Here is a 24,922-nt window from a genome sequence, read left to right as displayed (position 1 = left end):
GCGTGCTTTGACGATGTCGTAACGATGTGCGCGTTGTGTCGTTGGCATCGCAGTGTGCATGAGGTGTCGGATGATGTGCGCGAATAGCGCTGATGCATTTATCGGAAATGGCGTAGGGTGGTAAAAATGTTTTAACTTTATTCGGATAGTGATCCTATGATGACCAATACCAAAACCAGATACGGTGGCGTAGCCCGTTTTTTCCATTGGACGATTGCGCTTTTGATTGTCACGGCCTTTGCGCTGGGCATCATTGGTGATAATTTGCCGCGTAACGCCGACACGATAGGCACGTTGAAAACCCTATACTCCGTACATAAAACCATGGGAGTGACGGTTTTTTTGCTGGCTGTGTTGCGTATCTTGTGGGCTTTGTCCCAGCCACGTCCTGTGCCGTTGCATCCCGATAATCGGCTTGAGACGCTTGCCGCAGAGATTGTGCATTGGGCGCTTTATGGCACACTTGTGGTCGTGCCGTTGTCTGGCTGGATCATGCATGCCGCCGAAGTGGGCTTTGCGCCGATTTGGTGGCCCTTTGGGCAAAGTTTGCCGTTCGTGCCAAAATCTGAATTTGTCGCACACGCTGCCAAAGCTGTGCATGGCACGGCTGTTTTTGTTTTGCTTGGCGCAGTGGCAGCGCACATCGCAGGGGCGCTGAAACATGTGGTGATCGATAAAGATGCAACTTTGGCGCGGATGACAAAAGGTGCCGAGGCAGGCGATCCTACAGTTGTGGCACATGATAAATTGGCGCCTTTTGCAGCGTTGCTTATGTGGGGTGTCGTGATTGGCGGTGCTTTGATGTTTGGTACTGCCCAAGGGGCTGCGCCAGCAACCACAGATGCGTCTGAAAGTACCACATCGTCAGCAAGCGATTCGCCGAGTGAGGTCTTATCAGAAGTTCCAGAATGGACTGTCACCGATGGCAGTCTCACCTTTTCAGTCGCCCAATCAGGTGCGCCTATTGAGGGGGTGTTTGGCACTTGGAATGCCAAGATCGCTTATGATGTAGAGACTGGAGCGGGAACCACGCAGGTCAACATCGACACGACGACTTTGACGCTTGGATCTGTGACCTCGACAGCTATTGGCCCTGAGTTTTTCAATACCAGCGCCTTTACGACTTCTGTTTTTGAGGCGGATATTGTGCGGCTTGATGCTGGCCCTGTGCACCAAGCGAACGGCACTTTGACTTTGATCGGACAAACCGTGCCCGTGACACTAGAGTTTGTACTTGAAACGGATGGCACGACCGCGACAATGAGTGGCACGGCCGCGCTTGATCGTCGTGATTTCGGGATGGGGGCTGGCTATGCAGATGAAAGCACGGTTGGTTTTGCCGTTGATGTCACCGTCAATCTGACGGCTCAGCTGTCTCAATAGAAACTCACTACACTTCAAATAAAAGAGCGGCTCTTAGGGTCGCTCTTTATTATGACTGGGGTCAGCACGTTGTAAAAATGATCACAAAAAAAGGCCGCCGAACTGATCCGGCGGCCTTGTCTATAGTGTGTGATGACAGGCTTACATAGCTTTCATGGCTTCGATTGAAATCGCTACTTCAACTTCGTCAGAAACGTAGGGGGCAAACATGCCCATGTCGTAGTCAGAGCGCAAAACGGTTGTTGTCGCGTCAAAGCCTGCCCACGGTGTTTTCGCCATTGGGTGGTCGCCCATTTGGTTCAATGTGGCGTCCAAGACGATGGATTTTGTGATGCCATTGATGGTCAAATCACCAGTGATCAGGCCTGTTTTTTCGCCAGTCACTTCAATGCCTGTTGATTTGAATGAAATCGTTGGGTTGGTTTGTGCGCCAAAAAAGTCATCGCCTAGGAAGTGCGCTGTGCGCTCTGCCCAACCTGTGTACAGGCTGTCTGTTGGAAATGACACTTCGACAGAAGAGTTCGCAGCATCGGCATCGTCGAACATGATTTTGCCGTCGAAACCAGAGTAAACACCACTGGTGGATGAGTAGCCCAAGTGGTTGTAGGTGAACACGATTTGGCTGTGGGACGCGTCGAGTGTGTACTCGGATGTGTCTGCGACAGCTGCAGTCGCAAAGCCAAGGCCGATCAATGTGGAAAGAAGAAGGTTTTTCATAAGTCAGGTTGCTCTCTGTTGAAATAGTTTTAGGTCGGTTGCATTGATCTTATATTTAGAGATTAAATGTGAATGAACAATTCCCAGCGTACAAACATGTTCTGCGCGCTGGCGAACATTACAGAGGCTTCTCTGTGCGTTTGGGTTAATTGCGGTGGTTCATTGCGTAAAATTGCAAAAAAAAGGGGCCATATGGCCCCTTTATCGTCACGCAGATGTGATGCGCTTATTCCTTTAAACGCCATCCTGTTTTGAAAATCCAAGCCACAGCACTGATGCACAGAAACAAGAATATCGAAATCGCGGCCAAGGACACGCCGACAGGCACATCAGAGACCTCAAAAAATGACCAGCGGAATCCTGATATCAGATAAAGCACAGGGTTGAATTTGACCAAGGTTTCCCAAAATCCGGGCAACATATCCGCCGAGTAAAATGCCCCACCCAAAAATACCAACGGTGTGACGACCAAAAGCGGGATGATTTGAAGCTGTTCAAAGTTGCTTGCCCAAATGCCGATGATAAAGCCCAAAAGTGAAAAACTTACGGCTGTTAAAACCAAAAATCCAAGTGCCCAAAACGGATGGATGATGTGCATATCGACAAAGAATGTGGCCGTAAATAAAATCACGAAAGCAATGAGCATTGCTTTGCTGGCAGCCGCCCCCACATATCCGATCAAGATTTCCACAAAGGATATAGGCGCGGTGAACAGTTCAAAAATTGTGCCGGTAAATTTGGGAAAATAAATCCCGAAAGATGCATTAGACAGGGATTGTTGCAGCACGGTGAGCATCACAAGACCGGGTACGATAAAGGCTCCATATTGGATGCCGTCGACCTCTTGAATGCGCCCGCCAATTGCAGCACCAAAGACGACGAAATACAAAACGGTGGATAAAACAGGTGAGATGATCGATTGGCTCAAAGTGCGAAAGAACCGTTTCATTTCAGAAGTATAGATTGATTTTATAGCAAGCCAATTCATGCTTTTTCCTCCAAGAGCGTCAAGAACACATCTTCAAGCGAGCTTTGGTGGCTTTCCAAATCACGCACCGACACGCCCGCAGCAGACAGATCGGCAATCATACGGGTGATTCCCGTGCGCGCGGCGCGGGTGTCATAAGCGTAGGTCAAAGTTTTGCCGTCTTCAGACAGGTGCAAATCATAGTCCGACAGCGCGTCTGGAATGGTCGACAATGGGTCTGCCAATGAGAGTTTCAGCGTCTTGCGGCCAAAGCTTTTCATCAATGTTGCGGTGTCTTCGACCAACAGTATTTTGCCTGCATTAATCACACCAATGCGGTCGGCCATTTCTTCGGCTTCTTCAATGTAGTGGGTGGTCAAAATAATGGTCACGCCACGATCCCGCAGCTTGCGCACAACGTCCCACATGTCGCGGCGCAAAGCGACATCGACGCCTGCGGTCGGTTCGTCCAGAAATAGGATCTTGGGTTCATGTGATAAAGCTTTCGCAATCATCACACGGCGTTTCATACCGCCAGACAATGCCATGTTTTTGGCATCTTTTTTATCCCACAAAGACAGGGATTTCAGCAGTTCTTCGAGATAGGCGTCGTCTGGTTTATAGCCAAACAAGCCGCGCGTCATCTTAACTGAATTCCAGACGGTCTCGAAAATATCCAGCGCAATTTCTTGCGGAACAAGGCCTATTTGAGCCCGAGCTTTGCGCGGTTCTTTGACCACATCAAAGCCGTCAACAGTGATTGTTCCCGATGTGATTTTGACCATACCGCACACCGCGCCAATCAGTGTGGTTTTGCCAGCCCCGTTGGGGCCAAGCAGCGCGATGATTTCACCCTTGGAGATGTCCAAATCGACGGCATCAAGCGCAAAAGTGCCCGAAGCATAGGTCTTGGTAAGGTCTTTGATTGAGATAATGGGCGCCATATTGGGCCTTTCCCGCTTGAATTTTGTGATTGTGTATGGGGAAACTAATGACTGCGCGGCATGTTTATAACCCCGCACAGTGCACATGCTATACGCTGCCTGCGCACAAGAAGTTTTTGCAACAAAAAAGCCGCCCCTAAGAGCGGCTTTTCAAACTGTAATCCGGCGCGGGTTAGCGGCGGCGGTCGCGGCGGGATGACATGGGCTGGAATGCCACGCCAACATGCGCTTCGCAGTATGGTTTGCCTTGTTGTGATGGCAGGCCACAGAACCAGAAATCTTCAGTCGCAGGGTCACCAATGGGCCATTTGCATGTGCGCTCGGTGAGTTCCATGACGGAAATCTTTTTAGCTTTCTTTTCGATCTCAGAAACTTTTGCCAATGCTTCGGCAGGAATTTCATTGGCAGAAGGCTGTGGAGGCAAAGGCTGGCCCGCAGGGATAATTGCACGGCGCGCAGGCAAATTCGGCTTTGGCGCGGGGGCTGACGGTTCAGCAGGGGCCGAAGCAGGTTTTGCTTTTGCTTTAGGTGCTGCCGGTTCCACTTTGGGCTTGGCTGCTGCAACTTTTGGTTTGGCCGCTGTTGGCTTTGCTGGCGATGTTGTGCCCGCACGGTTGGACAAGCCAAGCCGATGCACTTTGCCAATCACCGCATTGCGTGTGACACCGCCAAGTTCCTTGGCGATTTGCGAGGCAGATTGGCCCTCGCCCCACATTTTTTTCAACAGCTCGACGCGATCATCGGTCCAGGACATGGTCGTTCCTTGTACTTCGGCAAAACCAAAACGGCACGGTGCCGTAGGCAAAGCATCTTAATAGCCGCGAGAGGTTCCTCGCTCAATTGGCCTGTAGTCCTACACGGGGCAGGGCAGACGGGCAAGCGCTTGTGCGCAAACTGCCGCGCTTTGAGCCTTTGTGCAAAGCACGTTTGCACAAGAAACCCCCCAAGACTTCTTTATCCCCCTATTTTAAGCACGCTGTCGCAGGTTACAAGGCGTGCACAGACTCAAGAGGAGAATATCCGATGGCAAAAGCAATTAATTCGACCCATTCAGAGGCAGGGATGGGTGTTCGGCGCTTTGGCCGCGTGAATTGGCTGGGACTTTACACCTTGGCCCTGCGCGAAGTGTTGCGCTTTACGACGGTGTGGACGCAAACTTTGCTGGCACCTTTGATGACTGCGGGTCTGTTTTTGACGATCTTCACGCTGGCCATTGGCCCCAATCGTGGGGATGTGATGGGCGTGCCGTTCATTCACTTTCTAGCACCGGGCATCTTAACGATGACGGTGATTCAGAATGCCTTTGCCAATACGTCGTCCTCTTTGCTGGTGTCGAAAGTGCAAGGCAACATTGTTGACACGCTGATGCCCCCGCTGTCACCGCTGGAATTGGTGCTGGGCTATATGGCAGGTGCTTTGGCGCGTGGCTTGGTTGTGGCTATTGCTATTTGGGCGGGTATGGCCGCTGCCTTTGGGCTTGGGCTGGCGCATCCGATTTACGCATTGGCGTTCATCACTTTGGGTGCTTTGCTGTTGGGCGGACTGGGCTTGATTGCGGGTATTGTGTCGCAAAAGTTCGACCAAATGGCTGCGATTACCAATTTCATCATCACGCCTTTGTCGTTTCTGTCTGGTACGTTTTATTCGGTTGAAAGTCTGCCTGGTTGGTTTCGGACGCTCACTCATTTCAACCCGATTTTTTATCTGATTGATGGCGTGCGCTATGGCATCATCGGGCGCTCTGACACGTCGCCTTTGTTTGGGTTGTTGGTCGTGGGCAGTGTGACATTTGCGATCTTGCTGGCGTGCTGGGTGTTGTTCAAGCGCGGAACAAAGCTGAAGTCTTGATCTAAGCAATGTTTTGGCGCGGGCGTGCGCATATAAAAGCACGGCTGCGTCCCAAATATTGCCAGATTTCGACAGTACACCTGTGTCATAAACTATGGGACGCAGGTTTGGCATGTTGACGTTTGATTTCTTAAAGCCCTCATACGGGGCGCTTTTATCTAGCTTATTGATCTTCGTTGTCATGCTGATCTCGCCGCAGATCATGCATAGTGCAGACACGTTGGCCAAAGATCTGGACCGGCTGGATCGACGTGCAGAATTGATCGGCTGGGAAGCCGTGGGGCGCATTGATATCAAAGGCAAGGGCACCTGTTCGGGCGCTTTGATTGCTGCTGATTTGGTTCTGACGGCGGCGCATTGCGTGGTGGATGATCAAAGCAATAAAGTCCCCGCAAGCGATTTGTATTTTCGTGCAGGGCTGCGCAATGGTGACTTTATCGCATCCTCAAAGGGGCTGCGCGTTGCTGTCCCTGCTGACTATCATTTCAACCCCAAAAAGATCACCGGCAACATGGTACGCCGTGATGTGGCGGTCATCCAATTGGCCAATCCTATCCCCAACGCTCTTGCGCAGCCTTTTTTGATTCACAGTGCGATGATTTCAAAAGGAGAATTGGCTGTCGCCTCATATGGGCAGGGGCGCAATGGAACATTGTCCGTGCAGCGTGCCTGCAATATTTTGTATGCTGGACGAGGCCTGTTTGACTTTGATTGCGACATCACGTTCGGGTCGTCAGGCGCGCCAGTTTTCGCATTGGATGGTGGGCGCAAACGGATTGTATCGGTGGTGTCAGCGATGTCTTCGCGCGACGGGCGCACTATTGGGCATGGCATGTCTTTGATCGATATTGTCACCGACCTAAAACGAGAAATTGCCAATGGGTCCCCCGCCGTTGCAACCAAACCTATGGTCATGCGGCGCAGCGTTGTGGGCGATGCGTCAGGGGAAAAGCGCAAGGTGGGCAATTCAAAATTCATTTCTGCGAATTGACGCAGCAAGATTGGCCCCGTCTTGCAGCACAAGACGCTAGGTTAAGCATTTCGCACCGGCGGCGTCTGATGTAACGAAGTGTCAATGCACACTTCGGAGCCCATTATGACCCAGACGCCTTCATCGCCTTTGCCCGCTGATCTGCCGCCATCCATTCACACGGCTTACGGGTATGTGCGGGAGGGTATTGAGGTGGCGCAAGGTTGGATTCTAAGCCCCGCTGCATGGTCACAATTCGCGCTTTTGGTGGTCGCCTATTTGGTGGCCCGCTTTTTAGCCGCGCGGTTTTTGCCCAAAGTTGAAACACTTTTACGCCCTGCTGATGCGGGTGCCAAAGGCGCTTTGAGCGAGGCACGTCGTGTCGCTGTGCGGTTTTTGCCGCTTGGTTTGCCGCTTTTGGCCTATGTGTTTACGGGGCTGGGCGAGAACGTTACGCGGTCGATTTTTGGCTCCGGTGCGGTCATCGCTTTTGGCAAGCGGGTGTTTTTGCTTTTGGCCGCCCGCGCTTTGGTCAATTCCATTCTTAAAGACCCGTTTCTTAAGGTGTTGGGCAAATATGCCCTGATGCCGATCATGATACTATACACGCTGGGCCTATTGGACCCTGCCGTGCTCAAACTTTCGCAAACCATTGTTGGCGCAGGGAATATCAAGTTTTCACTACTATCTGTGATCCGCGGTCTTTTGGCGGGATCTGTGTTGTTTTGGTTGGGGCGGTGGTCCACGGGGCAAAGTCGCACTTATATTGTCGCCCAAGAAACTATGCGCCCCGCCACTCGCGAACTGGCATCAAAAGCGGCTGAGATTGCCATCTTCGGCCTGTCTTTCTTGTTGCTGATGAACATCATCGGCATGGACCTGTCGACGCTTGCGGTTTTGGGCGGTGCGATTGGTGTTGGGATCGGATTTGGTCTGCAACGCATTGCGTCCAATTTTATCTCAGGCGTGATTTTGTTGCTCGAAGGTCAGGCCACGGTGGGCGATTTTGTCGAACTTGACGGTGGCGAAGCTGGCACAATCGTCAAAATGACTGCGCGGGCCGCGATTTTGGAAACCTATGATGGGCGTTGGATTGTGGTCCCCAACGAAGATTTCATCACCACCCGCGTGGTGAATTATTCTGACAGTGGATCTGCCAATCGTTACGAAGCCGCGTTTTCTGTGTCCTATGACACCGATATCAATACCATTCCCGACCTGATCAACGCGGCTGTGGCCAAACATCCCGATATTTTAGATGCGCCATACCCCCCCGATTGCGAGCTGCGCGGCTTTGGCGACAGCGGTATTGATTTCGCCGTAGAATTTTGGGTCAACGGATTGGATGAGGGGGACAATAAATACACCTCTGATGTGTTGTTCCTGATCTGGAATGCTCTTAAAGACAACAACATCGAAATCCCATACCCGCATCAAGTCGTCGAATTCAAAAACGGCTTGCCACCTGTGGCGAAAGCTTAATCTGTTTGGGGCGGTCTGGTTTTTGCCTAAGACCGCCTTTAGTTTCATTTGACAGCGGCCGTTTGCACGCTTAGATCGACTGCATGAACAACGCACTCACATACACACTTGAGTCCCGACGAGGCCGATAAACCGGTTCCCGTCCGTTCATCCGTGCCGATTGCGGCACATATTTGGCGAAAATCCCGCCTCACTCACAAAAATCAAACCCACATTGTTGACAGCCGCGCGTGCTCAGGTCACCCATTGATCTTTCGCAGGCGGCCTGCACCCCTTTAAAGGACCACGACTATGATTTCGTCCGTACTTCCGACCTACAACAGGGCACCTCTTTCTTTTGTCAAAGGCCAAGGCTCTTGGCTGATCGAGGCTGACGGGCGACGCTTTTTGGATTTGGGCGCTGGGATTGCTGTGAACACTTTGGGGCACGCAAACCCTGAGTTGGCTCAGGTGCTCAAGGACCAAGCCGACACGTTGTGGCATGTCTCGAACCTGTATCAAATTCCTGCGCAGCAAAAGCTGGCGGATAAATTGGTCGAAACCACCTTTGCCGACACCTGTTTTTTCACCAACTCCGGCACAGAAACTGCAGAGCTGGCGATCAAAATGGCGCGCAAGTATTTTTCCGCCAATGGACAGCCTGAGCGCACCGAAATTATCACATTTGAGGGCTGTTTCCATGGCCGCTCTACTGGCGCGATTGCAGCATCAGGTTCTGCTAAAATGGTCGACGGTTTCGGACCTTTGATGCCAGGATTTGTCACGGTGCCTTTCTTTGATTTGGACATCGTCAAGGCGGCAGTCACCGACAAAACCGCTGCGATTTGGATTGAACCTATTCAGGGCGAAGGCGGCATTCGCCCCGTGCCTGATCAAGACCTCAAGGCGTTGCGCGAGTTGTGTGATACCAATGGTATTTTGTTGATTTTCGACGAAGTTCAATGTGGTGTTGCGCGCACAGGCAAACTGTTTGCCCACGAATGGGCCGGTATCACGCCAGACATTATGATGATCGCCAAAGGCATCGGTGGTGGGTTCCCGTTGGGCGCACTTTTGGCCACAGAAGCGGCAGCAAGCGGCATGGTCGCGGGCACGCATGGGTCCACATATGGCGGCAATCCTTTGGGGTGCGCTGTGGGGTTAAAGGTCATGGAAATTGTGACCGATCCTAATTTTCTGGCTGAAGTGAACCGCAAAGCTGCCTTGTTTTCGCAAAAACTTGAAGGCCTGATTGCAGCCCATCCTGACGTGTTCGAAAGTCAACGCGGGCAGGGGCTTATGATAGGGTTGAAATGCAAAATTGCGCCGATTGATGTGGTGAATGCTGCCTATGCGCAAGATCTATTGACCGTACCTGCTGCGGACAATGTGCTGCGTTTGCTGCCGCCGCTGAATATCTCTGACGATGACATCGCTGAGGCTGTGAAACGTCTCGATGCCGCCGCGTCCTCCCTTTGATCTGCTGATAGAAACGAACATCTTATGAAACATTTTCTTGATATCCACACCACGGACGCTGCAGATTTACGCAGCATTATTGACACGGCACGGGCCACCAAAGAGGCGCGCGCGGGCCAACCCAAAGCTGTCTTGGATGCCAACCTGCCGCTTGATGGTAAAATGGTTGCGCTAATATTTGAAAAGCCATCCACCCGCACCCGCGTGTCTTTTGATGTGGGCGTGCGCCAAATGGGCGGACAAACCATGGTGCTGTCTGGCGCTGATATGCAGCTGGGGCATGGTGAAAGCATTGCCGACACGGCCCGCGTTTTGTCTCGCTATGTTGATATGATCATGATCCGCACGTTTGAAGAATCCACACTGTTGGAAATGGCCGAATACGCCAGCGTGCCTGTGATCAACGGTCTAACCAATCGCACGCACCCATGCCAAATCATGGCAGATATTTTGACGTTCGAAGAACACAACGGACCGATTGCAGGCAAAAAAGTTGTCTGGTGTGGGGACGGAAACAATGTCGCTGCGTCCTTTATTCATGCGGCTGGTCAGTTCGGATTTGATTTTACCTTTGCAGGGCCAAGCGATCTTGACCCCGAAAGTGTATTCATCACAGAAGCGCGCAAAAAAGGCGTGAAAATCGAAATTGAACGCAACGCTGAAAAAGCCGTTTCAGGTGCCGACTTGGTCGTCACAGATACGTGGCTTTCGATGCATGACAGCCAATCCGCGCGTGAGCGCCGCCATTCCATGCTGCGCCCTTACCGTGTGGACCGCAAGCTGATGTCACACGCCAATCCTGACGCCGTATTCATGCACTGTCTGCCTGCACATCGCGGCGAAGAAGTGACAAACAACGTGATGGATGGGCCGCAGTCGGTAATCTTTGATGAGGCTGAAAATCGTCTGCACGCGCAAAAAGCCATCATGGGCTGGTGCGTGTCTTAAGTCGCTTTCACGATTGAGATCAATGAAATGAGACATACAAAAGGGGCGTCCGGTTTGATCCAGACGCCCCTTTTGTTTGCGTATAATGTTGATGTTCTGCGCTTAGTGAAACAGCGTTGAGAGCAAAAAGAACATAAGCGCTGACAAAAGTGCAGCGGCGGGCACAGTGATGATCCAAGCCGCGACGATGGTCATAAAATGCGAGCGGCGCACCAATTTACGGCGACGGCGCTCTTCTTTGGCGATGCGCTTTTCAACCGGCTTTTGTGCGCTGGACAATTTAAGTCTGCGCTCGTGATGCCATTCGCGGAAAAATCCAACCCCGAACACGCCACCCACCGCGATATGTGTTGACGACACAGGCAGGCCAAGCCAGCTGGCGATGATCACGGTGATCGCCGCAGACAGCGCCACACAATAGGCCCGCATCGGGTTGAGTTTGGTGATTTGACTGCCCACCATGCGGATCAGCTTTGGTCCGAACAACAGCAAACCAAACGAAATACCAAACGCGCCAATGATCATCACCCACTGCGGAATGTTCACTTTGCCTGCAAATTCACCGAACTCATTGGCGTGGACAATCGCCGCCAGCGGTCCAACCGCATTGGCCACATCATTGGCTCCGTGAGCAAACGACAACAACGCAGCAGAAATCACCAAGGGTAGGCCGAACAAAACCTTGAGCGATTTGTTGCGGTTCTCCAAGCCCTCGGATTGGCGTCGTATCAAGGGGGCAGAGGCGACATATGACAGTGCGCCAATTGCCGCTCCGATTATAAGTGCGGTTGGGATGTCTATCGAGATGATCTTTTTAAGACCCTTGATGGCCAGATAGGTGGAAAACACCCCCATCATAATGCCCACAAGGATCGGCACCCACGTGCGCGCAGCGGCGATTTTGTCGTCTTGATAGATGATTTTAGCCTTGATCAACGCTAGAAAACCTGCGGCAACCAGTCCGCCCAGCAAAGGTGAAATGACCCAAGACGCGGCAATCATGCCCATCGAGGCCCAGTTCACCGCAGTAAACCCTGCCGCAGCAATGCCCGCGCCCATGACGCCGCCCACAACCGAATGCGTGGTCGACACAGGTGCGCCGATCCACGTAGCAAGATTGACCCAAAGCGCAGAGGACAGCAGCGCCGCCATCATCGCCCAAATAAAGATGCGTGTATCTGAAAAAGATGCGGGATCAATGATGCCTTTGGAAATGGTCGATACCACATCGCCGCCTGCCAAAAGCGCGCCAGCACTTTCACACAATGCGGCAATAACAATAGCGCCGCCCATGGTCAGGGCTTTGGCCCCCACGGCGGGGCCCATGTTGTTGGCAACATCATTTGCGCCAATATTGATCGCCATATAGGCACCAAGTGCCGCCGCCGCGACAATGATCATCGAGCCAGGTTGACTACCGAAAATCAATCCGGCGATCAAAGCGGCGATGATGATAAAGGCCAAGGCAACGCCCAGCCCAACCATGGGGCGCGCGACATAGGCTTGTGCATATTCCACTTGGCTGATGCGATTAAGATCTTTGTCCAGTGTTTTCCACTGATTGCCGTTTGGCGCACTCATGAGGCTGTCCCTGATGGTTTACAAATGTGTTACAGTCCGCGCAGCGCTAACGAAGCCTGCCTTTCGGATCAAGCTTTTTGGTGCGTAATAAGGATAAACCGTGCTTTTTAGGCACACCAACTGGCTGTGGTGCGCTCTTTGATCGATTGGTTGGGTGAAAAGCACGTGCGCAGCCTCTGCAGGCATTGGACAGTGTTTGACGTCTGGCAAAATTTAGACCATCGCGCAGGTTTTAAAACGCGCGCAAAATGGCCTTAAGTTCTGGTTCTTCCACAAGCTCAGCCGCCTCGTTTGGGGCCATCCAATTGCGTTTGCGTTCGCTTGCTTCTGGATAGGATTCAGCCAGATTTTTGACCTCAATCGAATACACATTTGCTTCAACTGGGGCAGAGGCACCGTTGCCCAAGACCTTGTCGTAGTGAAATTTACCCAAGGCTTTTTTGTTCACTTTACGTGGCTTAACGCCAGCCTCTTCCCATGCTTCTTGGGCGGCTGTGCCCGCACCATCCAGACCCGATATGGGCCAGCCTTTGGGCAAAATCCAACGGCCGCGTTCCCGAGATGTGATCAAGAGAACTTCGACACCTTTTTTGCCTTTGCGAAAACAAAGGGCCGCAGATTGCACTCTATTGGGGCGTCTGATCAAGGGGGTAATCACCCCAGACCATGCGGATTTAAACATTGAAACCATTTGTGAACTATGTGCCTGTTTTTTATTATTTGACTATATATAGCCTTACTTAGCAAAAGAATCAAGAATCTGTGGTTTTTCCCCCGATGTCCCGCTAGGTTCGCCGCGCAGATTAAATAATTATATTTGCAGGTGTGCGGCATGTGCAGCCCAATTTTCAGCCAAGGCCGCGCTCTCGGCATAGCAATCCGCATTGTCATGCGCTAACACCTGCCTCATAATAAATGTACGCAGCGGTATACACAGCCCGTGCAGGACAAGTAAGAAAGTGAACGACATATGGCACAAGCTCGCATCGGTCTTATCGGCCTCGGCGTTATGGGCGCAAATCTTGCGCTAAATATTGCGGAAAATGAATTCCCTGTCGCGGTTTTTAACCGCACTGGGTCTGTCACAGATGATTATATCGCATCGGCTGGTGATCTGGCCCGCAATCTTGTGCCGACCAAAACACTTGAAGAACTTGTTGGCGCGCTGACCAAACCGCGCGCGATCATCATCATGGTGCAAGCTGGGGCCGCTGTGGATGCCGTTATCAAAGGTTTGACACCGCTTTTGGACAAAGGCGACATGATCATCGATGCGGGCAATGCCAACTTCCATGACACGCGCCGCCGCGAGGCCGCTTTGTCTGATCTTGGCTTGAATTTCATCGGCATGGGCGTGTCTGGTGGCGAAGAAGGCGCGCGTAACGGACCATCGATTATGGTCGGCGGCGATAAATCATCTTTCGAGGTGATCCGCGACATTCTCGAAGCAATTTCTGCCAAACACGATGGTGCGCCTTGTGCCGATCATTTCGGGCCAGATGGTGCGGGCCATTTCGTGAAAACAGTGCACAACGGCATCGAATATGCCGACATGCAAATGATCGCCGAAGTTTACGGGCTGTTGCGCGATGGCGAAGGCCGCTCTGCTGCAAACATCGGCCAGCTTTTTGAAACTTGGGACAAAGGTCCTTTGAAATCTTACCTTGTTGAGATTTCAGGAAAAGTTTTGCAAACCGTTGACGAAAAATCGGGTCAACCGATTGTTGATATCATCGTCGACAAAGCGGGCCAAAAGGGCACAGGCCGCTGGACTGCGATCGAAGCTTTGTCATTGGGTCAATCCCCATCCACGATCGAGGCCGCCGTGGCCGCGCGGTCTTGGTCGGCTGTCAAAGATACTCGTATCGCTGGCGAAGCTCTTTTCGCAGGGCTTAAAGTTGAAACAGGTGCCGCACCCATTTCAGAAGACGATCTTGAAAAAGCGCTCTTGGCCGCGAAAATCATTGCGTATGATCAAGGACTTAATCTTTTGTCCGCCGCGTCTGTGGAATACGACTGGGATCTTGATTTGGCCAGCTGTGCCGAGGTATGGCGCGAAGGCTGTATCATTCGATCAACTATGCTTGACGAAATGGCATCTGCCGTGCGCGAAGGCTTGCCGCATGGTAATCTTATTTTTGCACCGCGCTTTGCACAGCGCATCGTTGAAGGGTCTTCTGCCCTGCGCCGCGTTGTGGCCTCTGCTGCGCTGCAAGGTCTGCCTGTGCCAGCCTTTGCTGCTGCTTTGGCTTACTTTGACACAATGCGCCAAGGCCGCGGGACAACTGATTTGGTCCAAGGTCAACGTGATTTCTTTGGCGCGCATGGCTTTGTCCGGGTCGATACTGGCGAGACAGATCAGCACGGACCATGGGCGTCAGACATCGCGCATTCCTAAGCGTTGCTACATCATCAAAAATCAAAGCGCGGGGGCAACCTCGCGCTTTTTTTTGTGACTGCCTCTCTCAAATTAGGCTCTCTTAATATGTTTTAAGAGGCTGTCACAAACTGGGTTAAAACTCTTAAAGCACTGTCATATTCAAATGAATTTGGCTGTCACAGTCTTTACCAAACCCTTAAGTTCCGCGCCGTTTGGCGCGCAGAGTCGGGTTTGCAACTGTCGGATCTTCGGGCCATGGATGGCGCGGATATCGCCCCCGCATATCTTTGCGGACATCGGAATAGGATGTTTTCCAAAAGTTAGGAATATCCATCGTGACCTGCATCGGGCGATGCGCGGGCGAGGTTAAAACCACTTTCAAAGGTACATGTTTTGGCCCAACGGTCGGATGGCGCGTGGTGCCAAACATCTCTTGGATACGCGCTGTGATTTCAGGGTGCTCGCCAGAATAATCAATGGGTAAATTTCGCCCCATAGGGCTGACAAAAGCTGCGGGCACCTCTTGATCCAAGCGTGCCATTTGAGCCCAGTCCAGCATGTTTCGCAGGGCTTCTGTGATGTCCAAGTTGCGCAGCGCGCCTTCAGTGCGGGCGCCTTTGAGATAGGGTAAAAGCCAGTCTTCTAAGGTGCTTAGCAATGCGGTCTCTGACATGTCTGGATAGTCGTCAGACATCAATGCAACGCGGGCCGCAAAACGCTGTGCTGCAGGTGTCCACGGCAGACCTATTTGGCGTAAACCGTCCAATGCGCCCAATGCGATCGCTTCTGGCAGAGCATCATTCCATTGACGTTCATCCAAGATCAGCGCTTGAAACATTTCTCGGTTGAGTGACACGACGCGGCGGGCCCGTTTGTCCCATTGGCAAATGTCGTGCCAAGCGATTTGATCACCATACAGGCCCCGCAATTCGCTTTCTGTTATCGCAATGGCTTGCCTGATTTTTGCTTCACGTGGGGCTCCATCGGTGTCGGTGATCACAATCAGCCGCGTATTGGCCAAAGCGTCACCATTGTCCATCACGGCGCCTTTGCCGCCAGACATGATATAGCGGGCTTGATCGCCTTTTCGGCGCAGTCCGATACGGTCGGGGTATGCAAGAGCTGCCATCTCAGCGAGTGAATATTGAGAGCCAGATGATGTGTCGGATTTAAGGCCAGTACGCAGGCGCTTTGCATCCAGTTTGATCCGCTCAAGCCCGCCGCGATCCGCGCGTGGATCAAAGGTCTTAAGAGCTTTAATCCGAATCGTTAGATCAACCCCTGCACCGCGCAACGGATCGCGTTCGTTCAAAAGAGCGGCTAGGTTTGCCGCATTTGGTCCCACTTTTTGTAGCATATGTGCAAGTCGTGGATGCAGCGGCATGGTGGAAATGGTGCGCCCGTGGGGTGTGATATACCCGCTTTTGTCCAACGCCCCCAGTCCTTGCAGCAATGTGCGCGCTTCACTTAACGGGCCGTGGGGCGGTGGGGTTAAAAAGGCCAAATCAGTCTCATTTGCCCCCCAAAGTGCAAGTTCAAGCGCGAGACCACTGAGATCAGCCGCCTCAATTTCTGCGGGGGCGAATGCCGGCATCGCGCCCTCTTCGCCCTTGGTCCAAAACCGATAACACAAGCCCGCCGCAACACGCCCCGCACGGCCACGGCGTTGTTCGGCTTCGGCTTTTGATGCGCGTTCCGTTATAAGGCGCGACATGCCTGAGGCGGGGTCAAACCGGGCACGGCGCGACCGCCCGCCATCCACCACAATGCGTACGTCTTCGATGGTGAGTGAGGTTTCTGCGATGGCTGTTGCCAGTACGATTTTGCGCCCCGTTGTGCAGGGGGCAATCGCAGCGCGCTGGGCCTCAAATTTCATAGCGCCAAACAGGGGCCGTATGGCGCAGTCTTTGGGGATGCGACCTTTGAGATGCTGTTCGACACGGCGAATTTCGCCCTCACCGGGTAAGAAAACCAGCGCTGATCCGGTGTTTTGACTGACCGCTTCAACAACCAAATCCGCTATGGCTTCTTCAAAGCGGCGGGTTTTCTTGGTTGGTGTGTCAAGCCAGCGGGTTTCTACGGGAAAGGCGCGGCCTTTGGAGTGCACAATCGGTGCCCCGCCCAAAAGTTCGGCCACGGGGGCCGCATCAAGCGTGGCAGACATCACGATCAGCGCCAGATCATCACGCAGCGCACCGCGCACTTCACAGATCAACGCAAGCCCCAAATCAGCGTTCAAAGACCGTTCGTGAAATTCATCAAAAATGACCGCACCGACACCTGTGAGTTCGGGGTCCGATTGCAGCATTCGCGTAAGTATGCCCTCAGTCACGACTTCAATTCGTGTGTTTTTGTTCGATTTGTGCGCGCCACGCATACGGTAACCAACGGTCTGCCCAACAGGTTCGCCCAAAGTTTCGGCCATACGTTCAGCAGCAGAGCGCGCGGCCAAGCGGCGCGGTTCTAGCATAATGATTTTGCCATGGATGGTGTTCAGCAAAGCCAAAGGTACGCGTGTGGTTTTACCTGCACCGGGCGGGGCCATCAGCACAGCTTGGCCATGTTTTTCGACGGCACTGACGAGGTCGCCTAGGACAGCATCAATGGGCAGGGTGGGGTGCATGACAGTTGGTTGAGCTGGTTTGATCATGGCTCTTTATGGGCCATCACAGCCGCTGCGAAAAGAGGGCAATCGCGCTGAGGCTTTGGGCGCTTTGCGAAGATTGATCAATTGCCGCATATGGCCAGTCCAGACTGGACAGTCCCCCAACGAACAGGGCACAGTTTGCAAAATTGCGCGCAGGCGGCTGGAAGAGTTTATGAACATAGAACATTTGGCAATGCGCCTGATTGAAGGCGACAGGCGGGCTTTGGCGCAGGCGATCACTTTGGTGGAAAGCGGGCGCGCCGACCACCGTGTTCAAGCGATTGAGTTGATGGAGCGCGTGCAAAGCGCTGGACGTGAGGCGCTGCGTTTGGGCTTGTCCGGCACGCCGGGCGTGGGCAAATCCACGTTTATCGAAAGCTTTGGCATGATGTTGGTCCATGAGGGATTGAAGGTCGCGGTTTTGGCCGTCGACCCGTCATCTGCGCGCACGGGTGGCTCAATTTTGGGCGATAAAACCCGCATGGAACTTCTGACGCGTGAGAAAAATGCCTTTATCAGACCGTCTCCGTCGCAAACCGAATTGGGCGGTGTGGCGCGGCGCACCCGCGAGGCGACGCTTTTGTGTGAGGCCGCGGGCTATGACGTGGTGCTGATCGAAACTGTTGGCGTGGGGCAATCTGAAACGGTTGTGGCGCAAATGTCTGACCTGTTTTTGCTGTTGCTGGCACCCGCTGGTGGGGACGAATTGCAAGGGGTCAAACGTGGCATCATGGAAATGGCTGACTTGATTTTGGTCAACAAAGCCGATGGTGATCTTGAAGCGGCTGCACAACGCACGCGCGCCGATTATGCGGGCGCTCTGCATTTGCTGCGCAAGCGTCCACAAGACCCACAAGGGTTTCCAAAAGCGACCACGGTATCAGCACTACAAGATAAGGGGCTGGTTGAGGCTTGGGCCGATATAAAACAGCTTGTCGCATGGCGCAAAGAGCACGGATATCTCGCCAAGACCCGCATGGAGCAGGCGCAATATTGGTTTGCCCAAGACATTCGTAACGGGTTGTTGCGCCAACTTGAAACTGAGCCTTTGAAAACCGCGATTGCCGAATATGCCAAGCGTGTTGAGCAAGGAGAGATAACAGCGAGCCGCGCTGCCGCCCAAGTGCTGGCTGCATTGAAAGCCACCACGGGCCAAATATAATCACGATCTGTTTACCTAGATTATTTTTCTTTAATCCAAACTGTTTACGCGATATGGCGCCCTTAAACATGTGAACGTTTTGGAGGCCAGATGCCTGTTAAAGTCATTGCTCTTGTTACAATTAATGATGACCAACCTCGTGCTTTAGCGGCCTATCTTGAAGCTACGTTGCCTCTCTTGGAAGCTGTCGGTGGCTCAATTACTCAACGGTTTACAGTGCAAGGCCAAGTGGTGGGAAGCATGCCCGCAAGGTCCGTGATGATCATCGATTACCCAAGCTATGAAGCGGTACAGGAGCTGTTTGAAAGTGAGGCCTACCAAAATATTATTCCCACGCGGAATTTGGCCTTTAAAGACTACACTGTTTCGGTCGTGTCGATGGAAACGACTGTGATATAATCGTGCTCGATTGCCTTTTTTCCACGCCTTTTGGGGTATAAGTTAGGGCCTTCTGGATCGGGGTATGTTGGTGAAAGACTAACCTACAAGTTGACTTCTATACGGCACAAAACGATGTTGTTGGTGTCTAAATTTTCCCCCGAAATTAGCTGCGCGGCGCTGTCCCATGTGATGCGATCATCGACGTCTTTCGGGCGTACATCGCTTTCGTTCCATACCGATGCGGTTTGCCAGCCAGATGCATCAAAATCTGCAGTGTCCCAGCCCACAGGCGTGTCAGTGATGTCAAAGGCACAAGCGCCTTGGCTTGGATCAGGGGCATTGCCACAAGAGTTTTGCAAAGGGGTTTCGCGGGTGACAAGGCAGGTCCAGTTTGCGTTGCTGGCCGTCACCACAGTGCCGTTTGCGTCTTTGATTTGCAACATCACGCCACCATCGCTCATGTTCTGTCGGCTCGTGCTTTCAATACCCAAACCACTTTTTTGAAAACCTGTCGCGGTTATCCCGATGACGAAAGGGCGCTGCGCCTCAAAGCGAAAGCTTTCTGCATTAAAGGCACGCTTTGTGGGAAACAAACTATGGTCTTGGAACACTTGGGCGCCGTTCACAGACATAGCAAGCCAAGTGTCGGTCCATACATCTGTGATAAAGGTTTCACTGTGCGCAGGCGGCGAAAGCCCGACGAGCGTTGCGATTGTTAAGGCGCGCGTGATGTGATGTGCGATCATTGGGGGCCTTTGTGTGCTATTGTGTAGTTTATACGTGCCAAGTTCCAATTTCTGTCGGGGCAGGTATAAAAGGCAAAAGGTACCGCTGGTGTCGCGTTGGGTATTGACGACTCTTTCGATTCCCCCTATTCACCCGAAACTGAATTTCGGGCGCCGCTATTTTGGGGTGCCTTATCTGTTGAAATCAGGCTTATTTGTCGGCTTTTGACCACAAGGTCTTGCACCTTTGTTGCCAAACCGTCATACGGGCGCGAATGATATAGACTAAGAGCAATAGCTAGGGCGCTTCGCGTCTTGGTACCAAACGAGGATAACCCCATGGCACGCCGCTGCGAATTGACTGGTAAAGGCCCAATGTCTGGCAACAATGTCAGCCACGCTAAAAACCGTACCCGCCGCCGTTTTCTTCCGAACCTCAACGACGTGTCGCTGATGTCGGAAGCGCTCGGTCGCACATTTAAATTGAAAATCTCTGCAGCTGCGCTGCGCTCCGTCGATCACCGTGGTGGTTTTGACGCGTTCCTCGCGAAAGCGAAAGACGAAGAGCTCTCTGCAAACGCATTGAAAATCAAAAAAGACATCGCGAAAGCTCAAGCAGCCGCTTAAGTATTTCTTGTCTGTGACTGATTAAAACCTCGCCGGATTTTTCCTGCGGGGTTTTCTTATGTGTGCTGTGTATTTGTTCGGCGACGTTTGGCTTTGGAGGAACCCGCTGCAAAATGTCGCTTTTCTTTCATCGGTGAACAGCGGTATCAAACGGTATGCGTTTGCTTAAACCCATATTGGCCTTTGTCTTTGCCGTCACGATCATTGCCACTTCGGGGGCCATGGCCTCTGCGCGTGGCATGGCTGTTGATGCCTCTGGCGAGATCATCTTGTGCACGGGCACAGGGCTGATTTCGGTTCAGGTGGACGCAGAGGGACAACCCATTGGCCCCATGCATTATTGTCCTGAATGCGCGCTGGGGGCTTTGATGGCTGTTGCGACAGGTGCATCTGTACCGGTGCCTGATGTTGCCGTCTCTCAAGTTCAGTTTATCTCGCAAAACAGCGTGATCGTACCACATTTCGCGCTTTTATCGACAGCGCGAGATCCACCTTTTGTTTGAATCTCTCTTTAAATTTCAAAGATAATTCAACATATTAGGATGATACCATGTCTCTCAAATCCACACTCTTGGGCGGTTTTGCAGCCACTCTTTTTGCATTGCCAGCTTTCGCAGATATCACCATCGAAGACGCCTATGCACGCTCTTCTGGCCCATCCGCCAAAACAGGCGCTGCGTTTTTCGTGATCAAAAATACTGGCCATGACCAAGACCGTTTGATCGGCGCATCGTCAGATGTTGCCAAGTTGGTCGAACTGCACACACACATTCATGGCGACGATGGCGTGATGAAAATGCGCCGCGACGAAGACGGTTTTGAAGTTCCGGCCATGGGTATGCATGCGTTGCAACGGGGCGGGGATCACGTGATGTTCATGGGGCTAAATGGTCCGATGGTTCAGGGCGAATCCTTTGATGTGACTTTGACGTTCGAACATGCTGGTGACATCACTGTGACAGTCCCTGTTGATTTGGATCGCACGCCAGAAGAGGGCACGATGAAAATGGGGGCCGAAAAAGGCGCTGTCGATCACTCTAAAATGGATCACTAAATCCACCTGAAATACAAGAGAGCGGCGTTCCAATCGGGGCGCCGTTTCGCGTTCAGAGGCTAGGTGAATTGGCGAGGATTTCATCCACCCACGTGGGCACAATATCACTGGCCGCCCCTTGTCGCATTTCATCAAAAGGCGCGTTTGACGCCTCAAGATTCAATTCCAACGTGCGTATACCAAACTGACGCGCCATTTGACCAAATCCCGCTGCAGGATAGACCGTTCCAGATGTCCCGATCGATACAAACAGATCGCTGGCTTCCAAAGCGTCCTGAATGACATCCATATGATAGGGAATCTCACCAAACCAGACGATATCGGGCCGTGTTTTCATCGCACCACATGAGGGACAGGCGTCACTCACCCGCATTTCCATCGGCGCGGCCCAGCGATGCGAACACGCGGCACAAAGCGCATCTTTTACCGCTCCATGCATGTGAATCACCTGTGTCGCACCGCCACGTTCCAGCAAATCGTCGACATTTTGCGTGATCAAATACACTGGGGCGCTATGAGTTTTTTGTAGCTTTGCCAGCGCCTTATGCGCTGCGTTGGGCTGTGCCTCTTTCGCTTGCCTACGCCGTTCATTGTAAAATCGTTGTACCAATTCTGGGTCGCGTACAAACGCTTCAGGCGTGGCCACATCCTCGACACGGTGGTCTTCCCATAGCCCATCTGCAGCGCGAAATGTGCGCAATCCGCTTTCGGCGGACAACCCTGCGCCAGAGAGTATGAAAATGCCGCCTATCATTCTGTCTTGGAACTTTGTGAAGGGGGCTGAGCGGCTTCAAGCCCCAGCCAACGAAACGCGCGTTTCAATTCGCTCACACCATTTTCAGGATACCAACGACCATGCGAAATAATAATTTTTTCTGGCCCCCAAGAGATCAATTCCTCAATCACTTTTCGGGCTTTAGCTTTGCTCTTAAACGTCATCCGCATATCCGCTGGGGCTTTGCCATCAGGGTCAAGATTGCCCGCAAGTTTGAACATAAAGGCTTTGAATTTACCGACTTTATGCGCCTCAAAATTTTCAATCAAATCGGTCAAAATCAACGTTTTGGACAAGGCGTGATAAAACACCACTTCGTGCAAAAACTTGTGCCCATGCACCACGCGCTGGTCGATAGACTGGGCCCAATCTTGAGGGGCTTCGTCGCTTAAAACCTGATGCTGTGGCACAAAAATGTTATACTTTTTCGCCCGTGCTTTTACCCCAGGGGCCGCGAAAACGTCGGCGGACGGGTAGTGTTTTTTCCATTCAGCCAAAGACACATAGTGCAGCGGATTTGGCCCAATCAGCCAACGCACAGGGCCAAGCGCGTCAAGTTCGGTTTGCAAATTGGCGTCAATCGCAATGGGCGAATGCACCCACAGCCCGACGTCACCCGTGCTCGCAGTGATGCGGATCACGGTCATGCGCGTGGGAAAGTTAACACCATAAAACTGTACGGGCGGGCCATCTGCGATCCAAATTTCAGGGCCGATTTGCTTGAGCGTGCCAAGCGGCTCGTACAGCACAGTCATCTAGCTGGCGCAATGCTGTGCGGCCGTGGTGCCAAAATTCTTGTAACGCAACCAAAAGGTTTCATTCGCACGCCCGTCAGCTTGGCGCAGTTCTTGCGCTTTGTGGGGGTCTTTGAAAAACTTTGCCGCTTTGCGTTGGTCTGAGTTTTTCAACGTTAAATCAGCAGCTTGCTGAATGCAGCCACATAGTGCGCGACTGGATGCCTTGCGATCTGAGGCATTACATGCCCGCTCGATCACGCCTGCGGAGGCTGTGGAAGGCGCCATCATTGGCCCCGAAAATGCGATGGACACCGCCAAAATCAAAACTGTCTTTTTCATATCTCTGCCTTTTCGCCAATACCGCCCCGTCTTTGCGCGGGGTCTGCGTATGGTTAACCTAAAGTCCAGTATGCCTGATTTTTTTTTGGATTTCAATTTTGAGTTTAGGTGGTTGAATAAGGGCAGGCAAAGGATGGCCTACGACCTCGTACGCCGCTAAAACAATGAAATGCCGATTTCAACGAGCCGTTTTAAGGTGTCCACTATTGCTCCTGGTGCAAAGGTTTCTACAACTGTACCCAAACTAGCAAGTTTGGCGGCCCTAGAATTGACGATCTTGTCAATGACTTGAGGTGTCTTCCTGATCAGAAGCAATATTTTCGCCGCATAGCTAAACAGGCGCACTTTTTCATCACGTGCGACAGAGGCTGGATTGCGTTCTTGTCCGCCTAAGCTGCGATACGCCACGGCTTCGGCTTCTTGTTCGATAATTTCATCAATATCATGGGCAAAATCATCGGCCAGTTCGTCGATTGAGATGTCTAGCAAAATAGCTTTTGCGTCTGACACTGCTTGAACTTGCTCTATGGTTAACTCTGCAAGGGCACGTTTTGTCAGTATTTCGCGGTTTTCAGCAATGTCTGAATGTGTCGCTCGGATGCCCTGAGCGCCCTCTTGTGTTGCTTTTAAAAGGGCTAAGTTTTCTTCTGATGGGGGCAGTTCTTCGTTGGCGATTTGGCGCGTTATGCTGTCATGTACTGAAGTGAAATCCATTTCCAAGCGTTGAGCGTTGTTGGCATATTTAGCCAGAGCACGCCACAAAACCTTTGTCTCACGTGACCGTTCATGCAACCCGTTGCTGGGGTTGGCCAAAGCATCATCAAGAGCATCAGAAATCTGGTCCAGGGTCGCGCCCAATAGATCGGGCTTGTTAGGGGCTGAGTATTCAAGCCGAAATTTATTGGCAGTACTATCAAACACCACATCTGTGGCTTGGCCAGCACGCTTTGCGAGCAGTTTTGCTTGAATGACTTCAAACTCGCGCACCAAGGCCGCGGGACCGGCCTCCCAAATGTCTTCAGGAATTTCAGACAGGTTTTGCCATAATTCCCAGTCAACAACCCCGTCAATCAGGCCTTTGTACCATGTTAGAAATAACGATAAGAATGAATCCTTTGGGTGGCTCTCTAGGGCCTTAATGAATTCGCGGACCTCAACGGAAAGTGGCATTTTCCTAAATAATCCTTCACGCCACAGGTTTTCGCATCGAGTGTCCGCAAGGGCTTTGTTGCTAAGAGAAATGCCTTTTCCAACACGGGACACTTCGTCAAAAAGATAGGAATCGTGTTGTCGCGAAGTTTTTGACCCCGCCGAATCCCCGAAGCTGGTACGGCCCTTGTTGATCAAGGCGCGCTCGGACGGTTTTGGGATCCAAGAAAATTGGTTAGGGTCGTAACCCTCATTGAGAAAAAAATCTGTTTTGTCGGCGGGTGAAGTTTTCAATGACATAAACAAGTTGTTCGAGTGTTTTGATTTTAGTGTGAAGGTATCGGGCCTATTACTTGGTTGGTAAGGTGCGCTCAGTTTTGAATCGGCACCAATATTCGATTGTGGGCAACGAACACAGAGCTTGAAAGCAAGAAATAGGAAAGATTCGTTCGGAGCATTTTTTTCAAATCGATCACGGCCGCGGTCAGCGCACGTTCTCGCCAGGTAACGAGTCAGCAGAACTTGCCGAGAGTAAGCAGACAGCCATCCTAGTTTTTTCAGCTTCTGGTAGCTCGACATAATGGTTCAATTCCTAATATTTGGTTTGATATTGTAGCTTTCCCGAAGTTCATTCAACCCTAGACAATC

At 52.1% G+C, this 24,922-nt stretch carries 24 protein-coding genes; 12 read left to right on the top strand and 12 right to left on the bottom strand.

Features of this window, described 5'->3' with window-relative positions; genetic code table 11:
- Positions 1 to 159 precede the first annotated feature (159 nt).
- Positions 160 to 1,383, top strand: a complete 1,224-nt coding sequence (locus BM025_RS02400) for a cytochrome b/b6 domain-containing protein (RefSeq protein ID WP_244515394.1) — start codon at positions 160 to 162, stop codon at positions 1,381 to 1,383.
- Positions 1,384 to 1,524: 141 nt separating this feature from the next.
- Here the strand turns inward: BM025_RS02400 and BM025_RS02395 are convergent, their stop codons facing one another.
- From BM025_RS02395 to BM025_RS02380, 4 genes are all read right to left on the bottom strand, one after another.
- Positions 1,525 to 2,100 carry a YceI family protein gene (locus BM025_RS02395; RefSeq protein WP_085847084.1) on the bottom strand — a complete coding sequence of 192 codons (576 nt, stop codon included), beginning with the start codon at positions 2,098 to 2,100 and terminating at the stop codon, positions 1,525 to 1,527.
- A gap of 226 nt (positions 2,101 to 2,326) precedes the next feature.
- Positions 2,327 to 3,088 carry an ABC transporter permease gene (locus BM025_RS02390; protein ID WP_085847086.1) on the bottom strand — a complete coding sequence of 254 codons (762 nt, stop codon included), beginning with the start codon at positions 3,086 to 3,088 and terminating at the stop codon, positions 2,327 to 2,329.
- A complete protein-coding gene (locus tag BM025_RS02385; protein WP_085847087.1) occupies positions 3,085 to 4,011 on the bottom strand; it encodes an ABC transporter ATP-binding protein in 927 nt (308 codons plus the stop codon). Before BM025_RS02385 ends, BM025_RS02390 begins: the two co-directional genes overlap by 4 nt.
- Positions 4,012 to 4,183: 172 nt before the next feature.
- Complete coding sequence (locus BM025_RS02380; RefSeq protein ID WP_085847088.1) at positions 4,184 to 4,765, bottom strand: GcrA family cell cycle regulator; 582 nt, start codon at positions 4,763 to 4,765, stop codon at positions 4,184 to 4,186.
- Positions 4,766 to 5,034: 269 nt separating this feature from the next.
- Here BM025_RS02380 and BM025_RS02375 point away from each other — a divergent pair, with 269 nt between their 5' ends.
- The 5 genes from BM025_RS02375 (at position 5,035) to argF (ending at position 10,717) form a co-directional block, all read left to right on the top strand.
- Positions 5,035 to 5,859: an ABC transporter permease gene (locus BM025_RS02375; RefSeq protein ID WP_244515393.1), complete on the top strand. Its 825-nt coding sequence runs from the start codon at positions 5,035 to 5,037 to the stop codon at positions 5,857 to 5,859.
- A 112-nt stretch (positions 5,860 to 5,971) separates the two neighbouring features.
- On the top strand, positions 5,972 to 6,850 hold the full coding sequence (locus BM025_RS02370; RefSeq protein WP_170842092.1) for a trypsin-like serine peptidase: 879 nt from the start codon (positions 5,972 to 5,974) through the stop codon (positions 6,848 to 6,850).
- A 105-nt stretch (positions 6,851 to 6,955) separates the two neighbouring features.
- Positions 6,956 to 8,311 carry a mechanosensitive ion channel family protein gene (locus BM025_RS02365; protein ID WP_085847090.1) on the top strand — a complete coding sequence of 452 codons (1,356 nt, stop codon included), beginning with the start codon at positions 6,956 to 6,958 and terminating at the stop codon, positions 8,309 to 8,311.
- 291 nt (positions 8,312 to 8,602) lie between these two features.
- Positions 8,603 to 9,769: an aspartate aminotransferase family protein gene (locus BM025_RS02360; RefSeq protein WP_085847091.1), complete on the top strand. Its 1,167-nt coding sequence runs from the start codon at positions 8,603 to 8,605 to the stop codon at positions 9,767 to 9,769.
- Positions 9,770 to 9,793: 24 nt separating this feature from the next.
- Positions 9,794 to 10,717 (top strand): ornithine carbamoyltransferase, encoded by a 924-nt coding sequence (gene argF / locus BM025_RS02355; protein ID WP_085847092.1) that lies wholly within the window; start codon positions 9,794 to 9,796, stop codon positions 10,715 to 10,717.
- Positions 10,718 to 10,819: 102 nt separating this feature from the next.
- Here argF and BM025_RS02350 read toward each other — a convergent pair whose 3' ends face one another.
- Positions 10,820 to 12,298, bottom strand: coding sequence for an inorganic phosphate transporter (locus BM025_RS02350; RefSeq protein WP_085847093.1), 1,479 nt, complete (start codon positions 12,296 to 12,298; stop codon positions 10,820 to 10,822).
- Between the two features lie 232 nt (positions 12,299 to 12,530).
- A complete protein-coding gene (locus BM025_RS02345) occupies positions 12,531 to 12,980 on the bottom strand; it encodes an NUDIX hydrolase (protein ID WP_370738048.1) in 450 nt (149 codons plus the stop codon).
- Positions 12,981 to 13,268: 288 nt separating this feature from the next.
- On the opposite strand from BM025_RS02345, the gene gndA reads away from it, so the two are divergent.
- Positions 13,269 to 14,696 (top strand): NADP-dependent phosphogluconate dehydrogenase, encoded by a 1,428-nt coding sequence (gndA, locus tag BM025_RS02340; RefSeq protein ID WP_085847095.1) that lies wholly within the window; start codon positions 13,269 to 13,271, stop codon positions 14,694 to 14,696.
- A gap of 178 nt (positions 14,697 to 14,874) precedes the next feature.
- Here gndA and hrpB read toward each other — a convergent pair whose 3' ends face one another.
- Positions 14,875 to 17,328 carry an ATP-dependent helicase HrpB gene (gene hrpB / locus BM025_RS02335; RefSeq protein WP_244515392.1) on the bottom strand — a complete coding sequence of 818 codons (2,454 nt, stop codon included), beginning with the start codon at positions 17,326 to 17,328 and terminating at the stop codon, positions 14,875 to 14,877.
- 169 nt (positions 17,329 to 17,497) lie between these two features.
- Here hrpB and meaB point away from each other — a divergent pair, with 169 nt between their 5' ends.
- On the top strand, positions 17,498 to 18,487 hold the full coding sequence (gene meaB / locus BM025_RS02330; RefSeq protein ID WP_085847546.1) for a methylmalonyl Co-A mutase-associated GTPase MeaB: 990 nt from the start codon (positions 17,498 to 17,500) through the stop codon (positions 18,485 to 18,487).
- 90 nt (positions 18,488 to 18,577) lie between these two features.
- Positions 18,578 to 18,886 (top strand): DUF1330 domain-containing protein, encoded by a 309-nt coding sequence (locus BM025_RS02325; protein WP_085847096.1) that lies wholly within the window; start codon positions 18,578 to 18,580, stop codon positions 18,884 to 18,886.
- 83 nt (positions 18,887 to 18,969) lie between these two features.
- Here BM025_RS02325 and BM025_RS02320 read toward each other — a convergent pair whose 3' ends face one another.
- Positions 18,970 to 19,614, bottom strand: coding sequence for a PEBP family protein (locus tag BM025_RS02320; protein ID WP_211753540.1), 645 nt, complete (start codon positions 19,612 to 19,614; stop codon positions 18,970 to 18,972).
- A gap of 318 nt (positions 19,615 to 19,932) precedes the next feature.
- Between BM025_RS02320 and rpmB the strand changes: the two genes are divergently transcribed.
- The 3 genes from rpmB to BM025_RS02305 all read left to right on the top strand — a co-directional run bounded on the left by rpmB (position 19,933) and on the right by BM025_RS02305 (position 21,274).
- The gene (rpmB, locus tag BM025_RS02315; protein WP_085847097.1) at positions 19,933 to 20,220 is read left to right on the top strand and encodes a 50S ribosomal protein L28; all 288 of its coding nucleotides are present in this window, start codon (positions 19,933 to 19,935) and stop codon (positions 20,218 to 20,220) included.
- 161 nt (positions 20,221 to 20,381) lie between these two features.
- Positions 20,382 to 20,723 (top strand): hypothetical protein, encoded by a 342-nt coding sequence (locus tag BM025_RS02310; protein WP_139204526.1) that lies wholly within the window; start codon positions 20,382 to 20,384, stop codon positions 20,721 to 20,723.
- Positions 20,724 to 20,770: 47 nt separating this feature from the next.
- Positions 20,771 to 21,274 carry a copper chaperone PCu(A)C gene (locus BM025_RS02305; protein WP_085847099.1) on the top strand — a complete coding sequence of 168 codons (504 nt, stop codon included), beginning with the start codon at positions 20,771 to 20,773 and terminating at the stop codon, positions 21,272 to 21,274.
- Between the two features lie 52 nt (positions 21,275 to 21,326).
- Here the strand turns inward: BM025_RS02305 and BM025_RS02300 are convergent, their stop codons facing one another.
- From BM025_RS02300 to BM025_RS02285, 4 genes are all read right to left on the bottom strand, one after another.
- A complete protein-coding gene (locus BM025_RS02300) occupies positions 21,327 to 22,028 on the bottom strand; it encodes an NAD-dependent deacylase (protein ID WP_085847100.1) in 702 nt (233 codons plus the stop codon).
- Positions 22,025 to 22,804, bottom strand: coding sequence for a DUF4336 domain-containing protein (locus tag BM025_RS02295; protein WP_085847101.1), 780 nt, complete (start codon positions 22,802 to 22,804; stop codon positions 22,025 to 22,027). The genes BM025_RS02300 and BM025_RS02295 overlap by 4 nt, the downstream gene beginning before the upstream one ends.
- A complete protein-coding gene (locus tag BM025_RS02290) occupies positions 22,805 to 23,125 on the bottom strand; it encodes a hypothetical protein (protein ID WP_085847102.1) in 321 nt (106 codons plus the stop codon).
- Between the two features lie 156 nt (positions 23,126 to 23,281).
- Positions 23,282 to 24,853: a hypothetical protein gene (locus BM025_RS02285; protein WP_085847103.1), complete on the bottom strand. Its 1,572-nt coding sequence runs from the start codon at positions 24,851 to 24,853 to the stop codon at positions 23,282 to 23,284.
- Positions 24,854 to 24,922 lie beyond the last annotated feature (69 nt).

The organism is Pacificibacter marinus (assembly GCF_900109555.1).
GTDB lineage: Bacteria > Pseudomonadota > Alphaproteobacteria > Rhodobacterales > Rhodobacteraceae > Celeribacter > Celeribacter marinus_C.
Note: the sequence above shows the minus strand (reverse complement) of the source record. Positions and strands in the feature narration are given on the sequence as shown.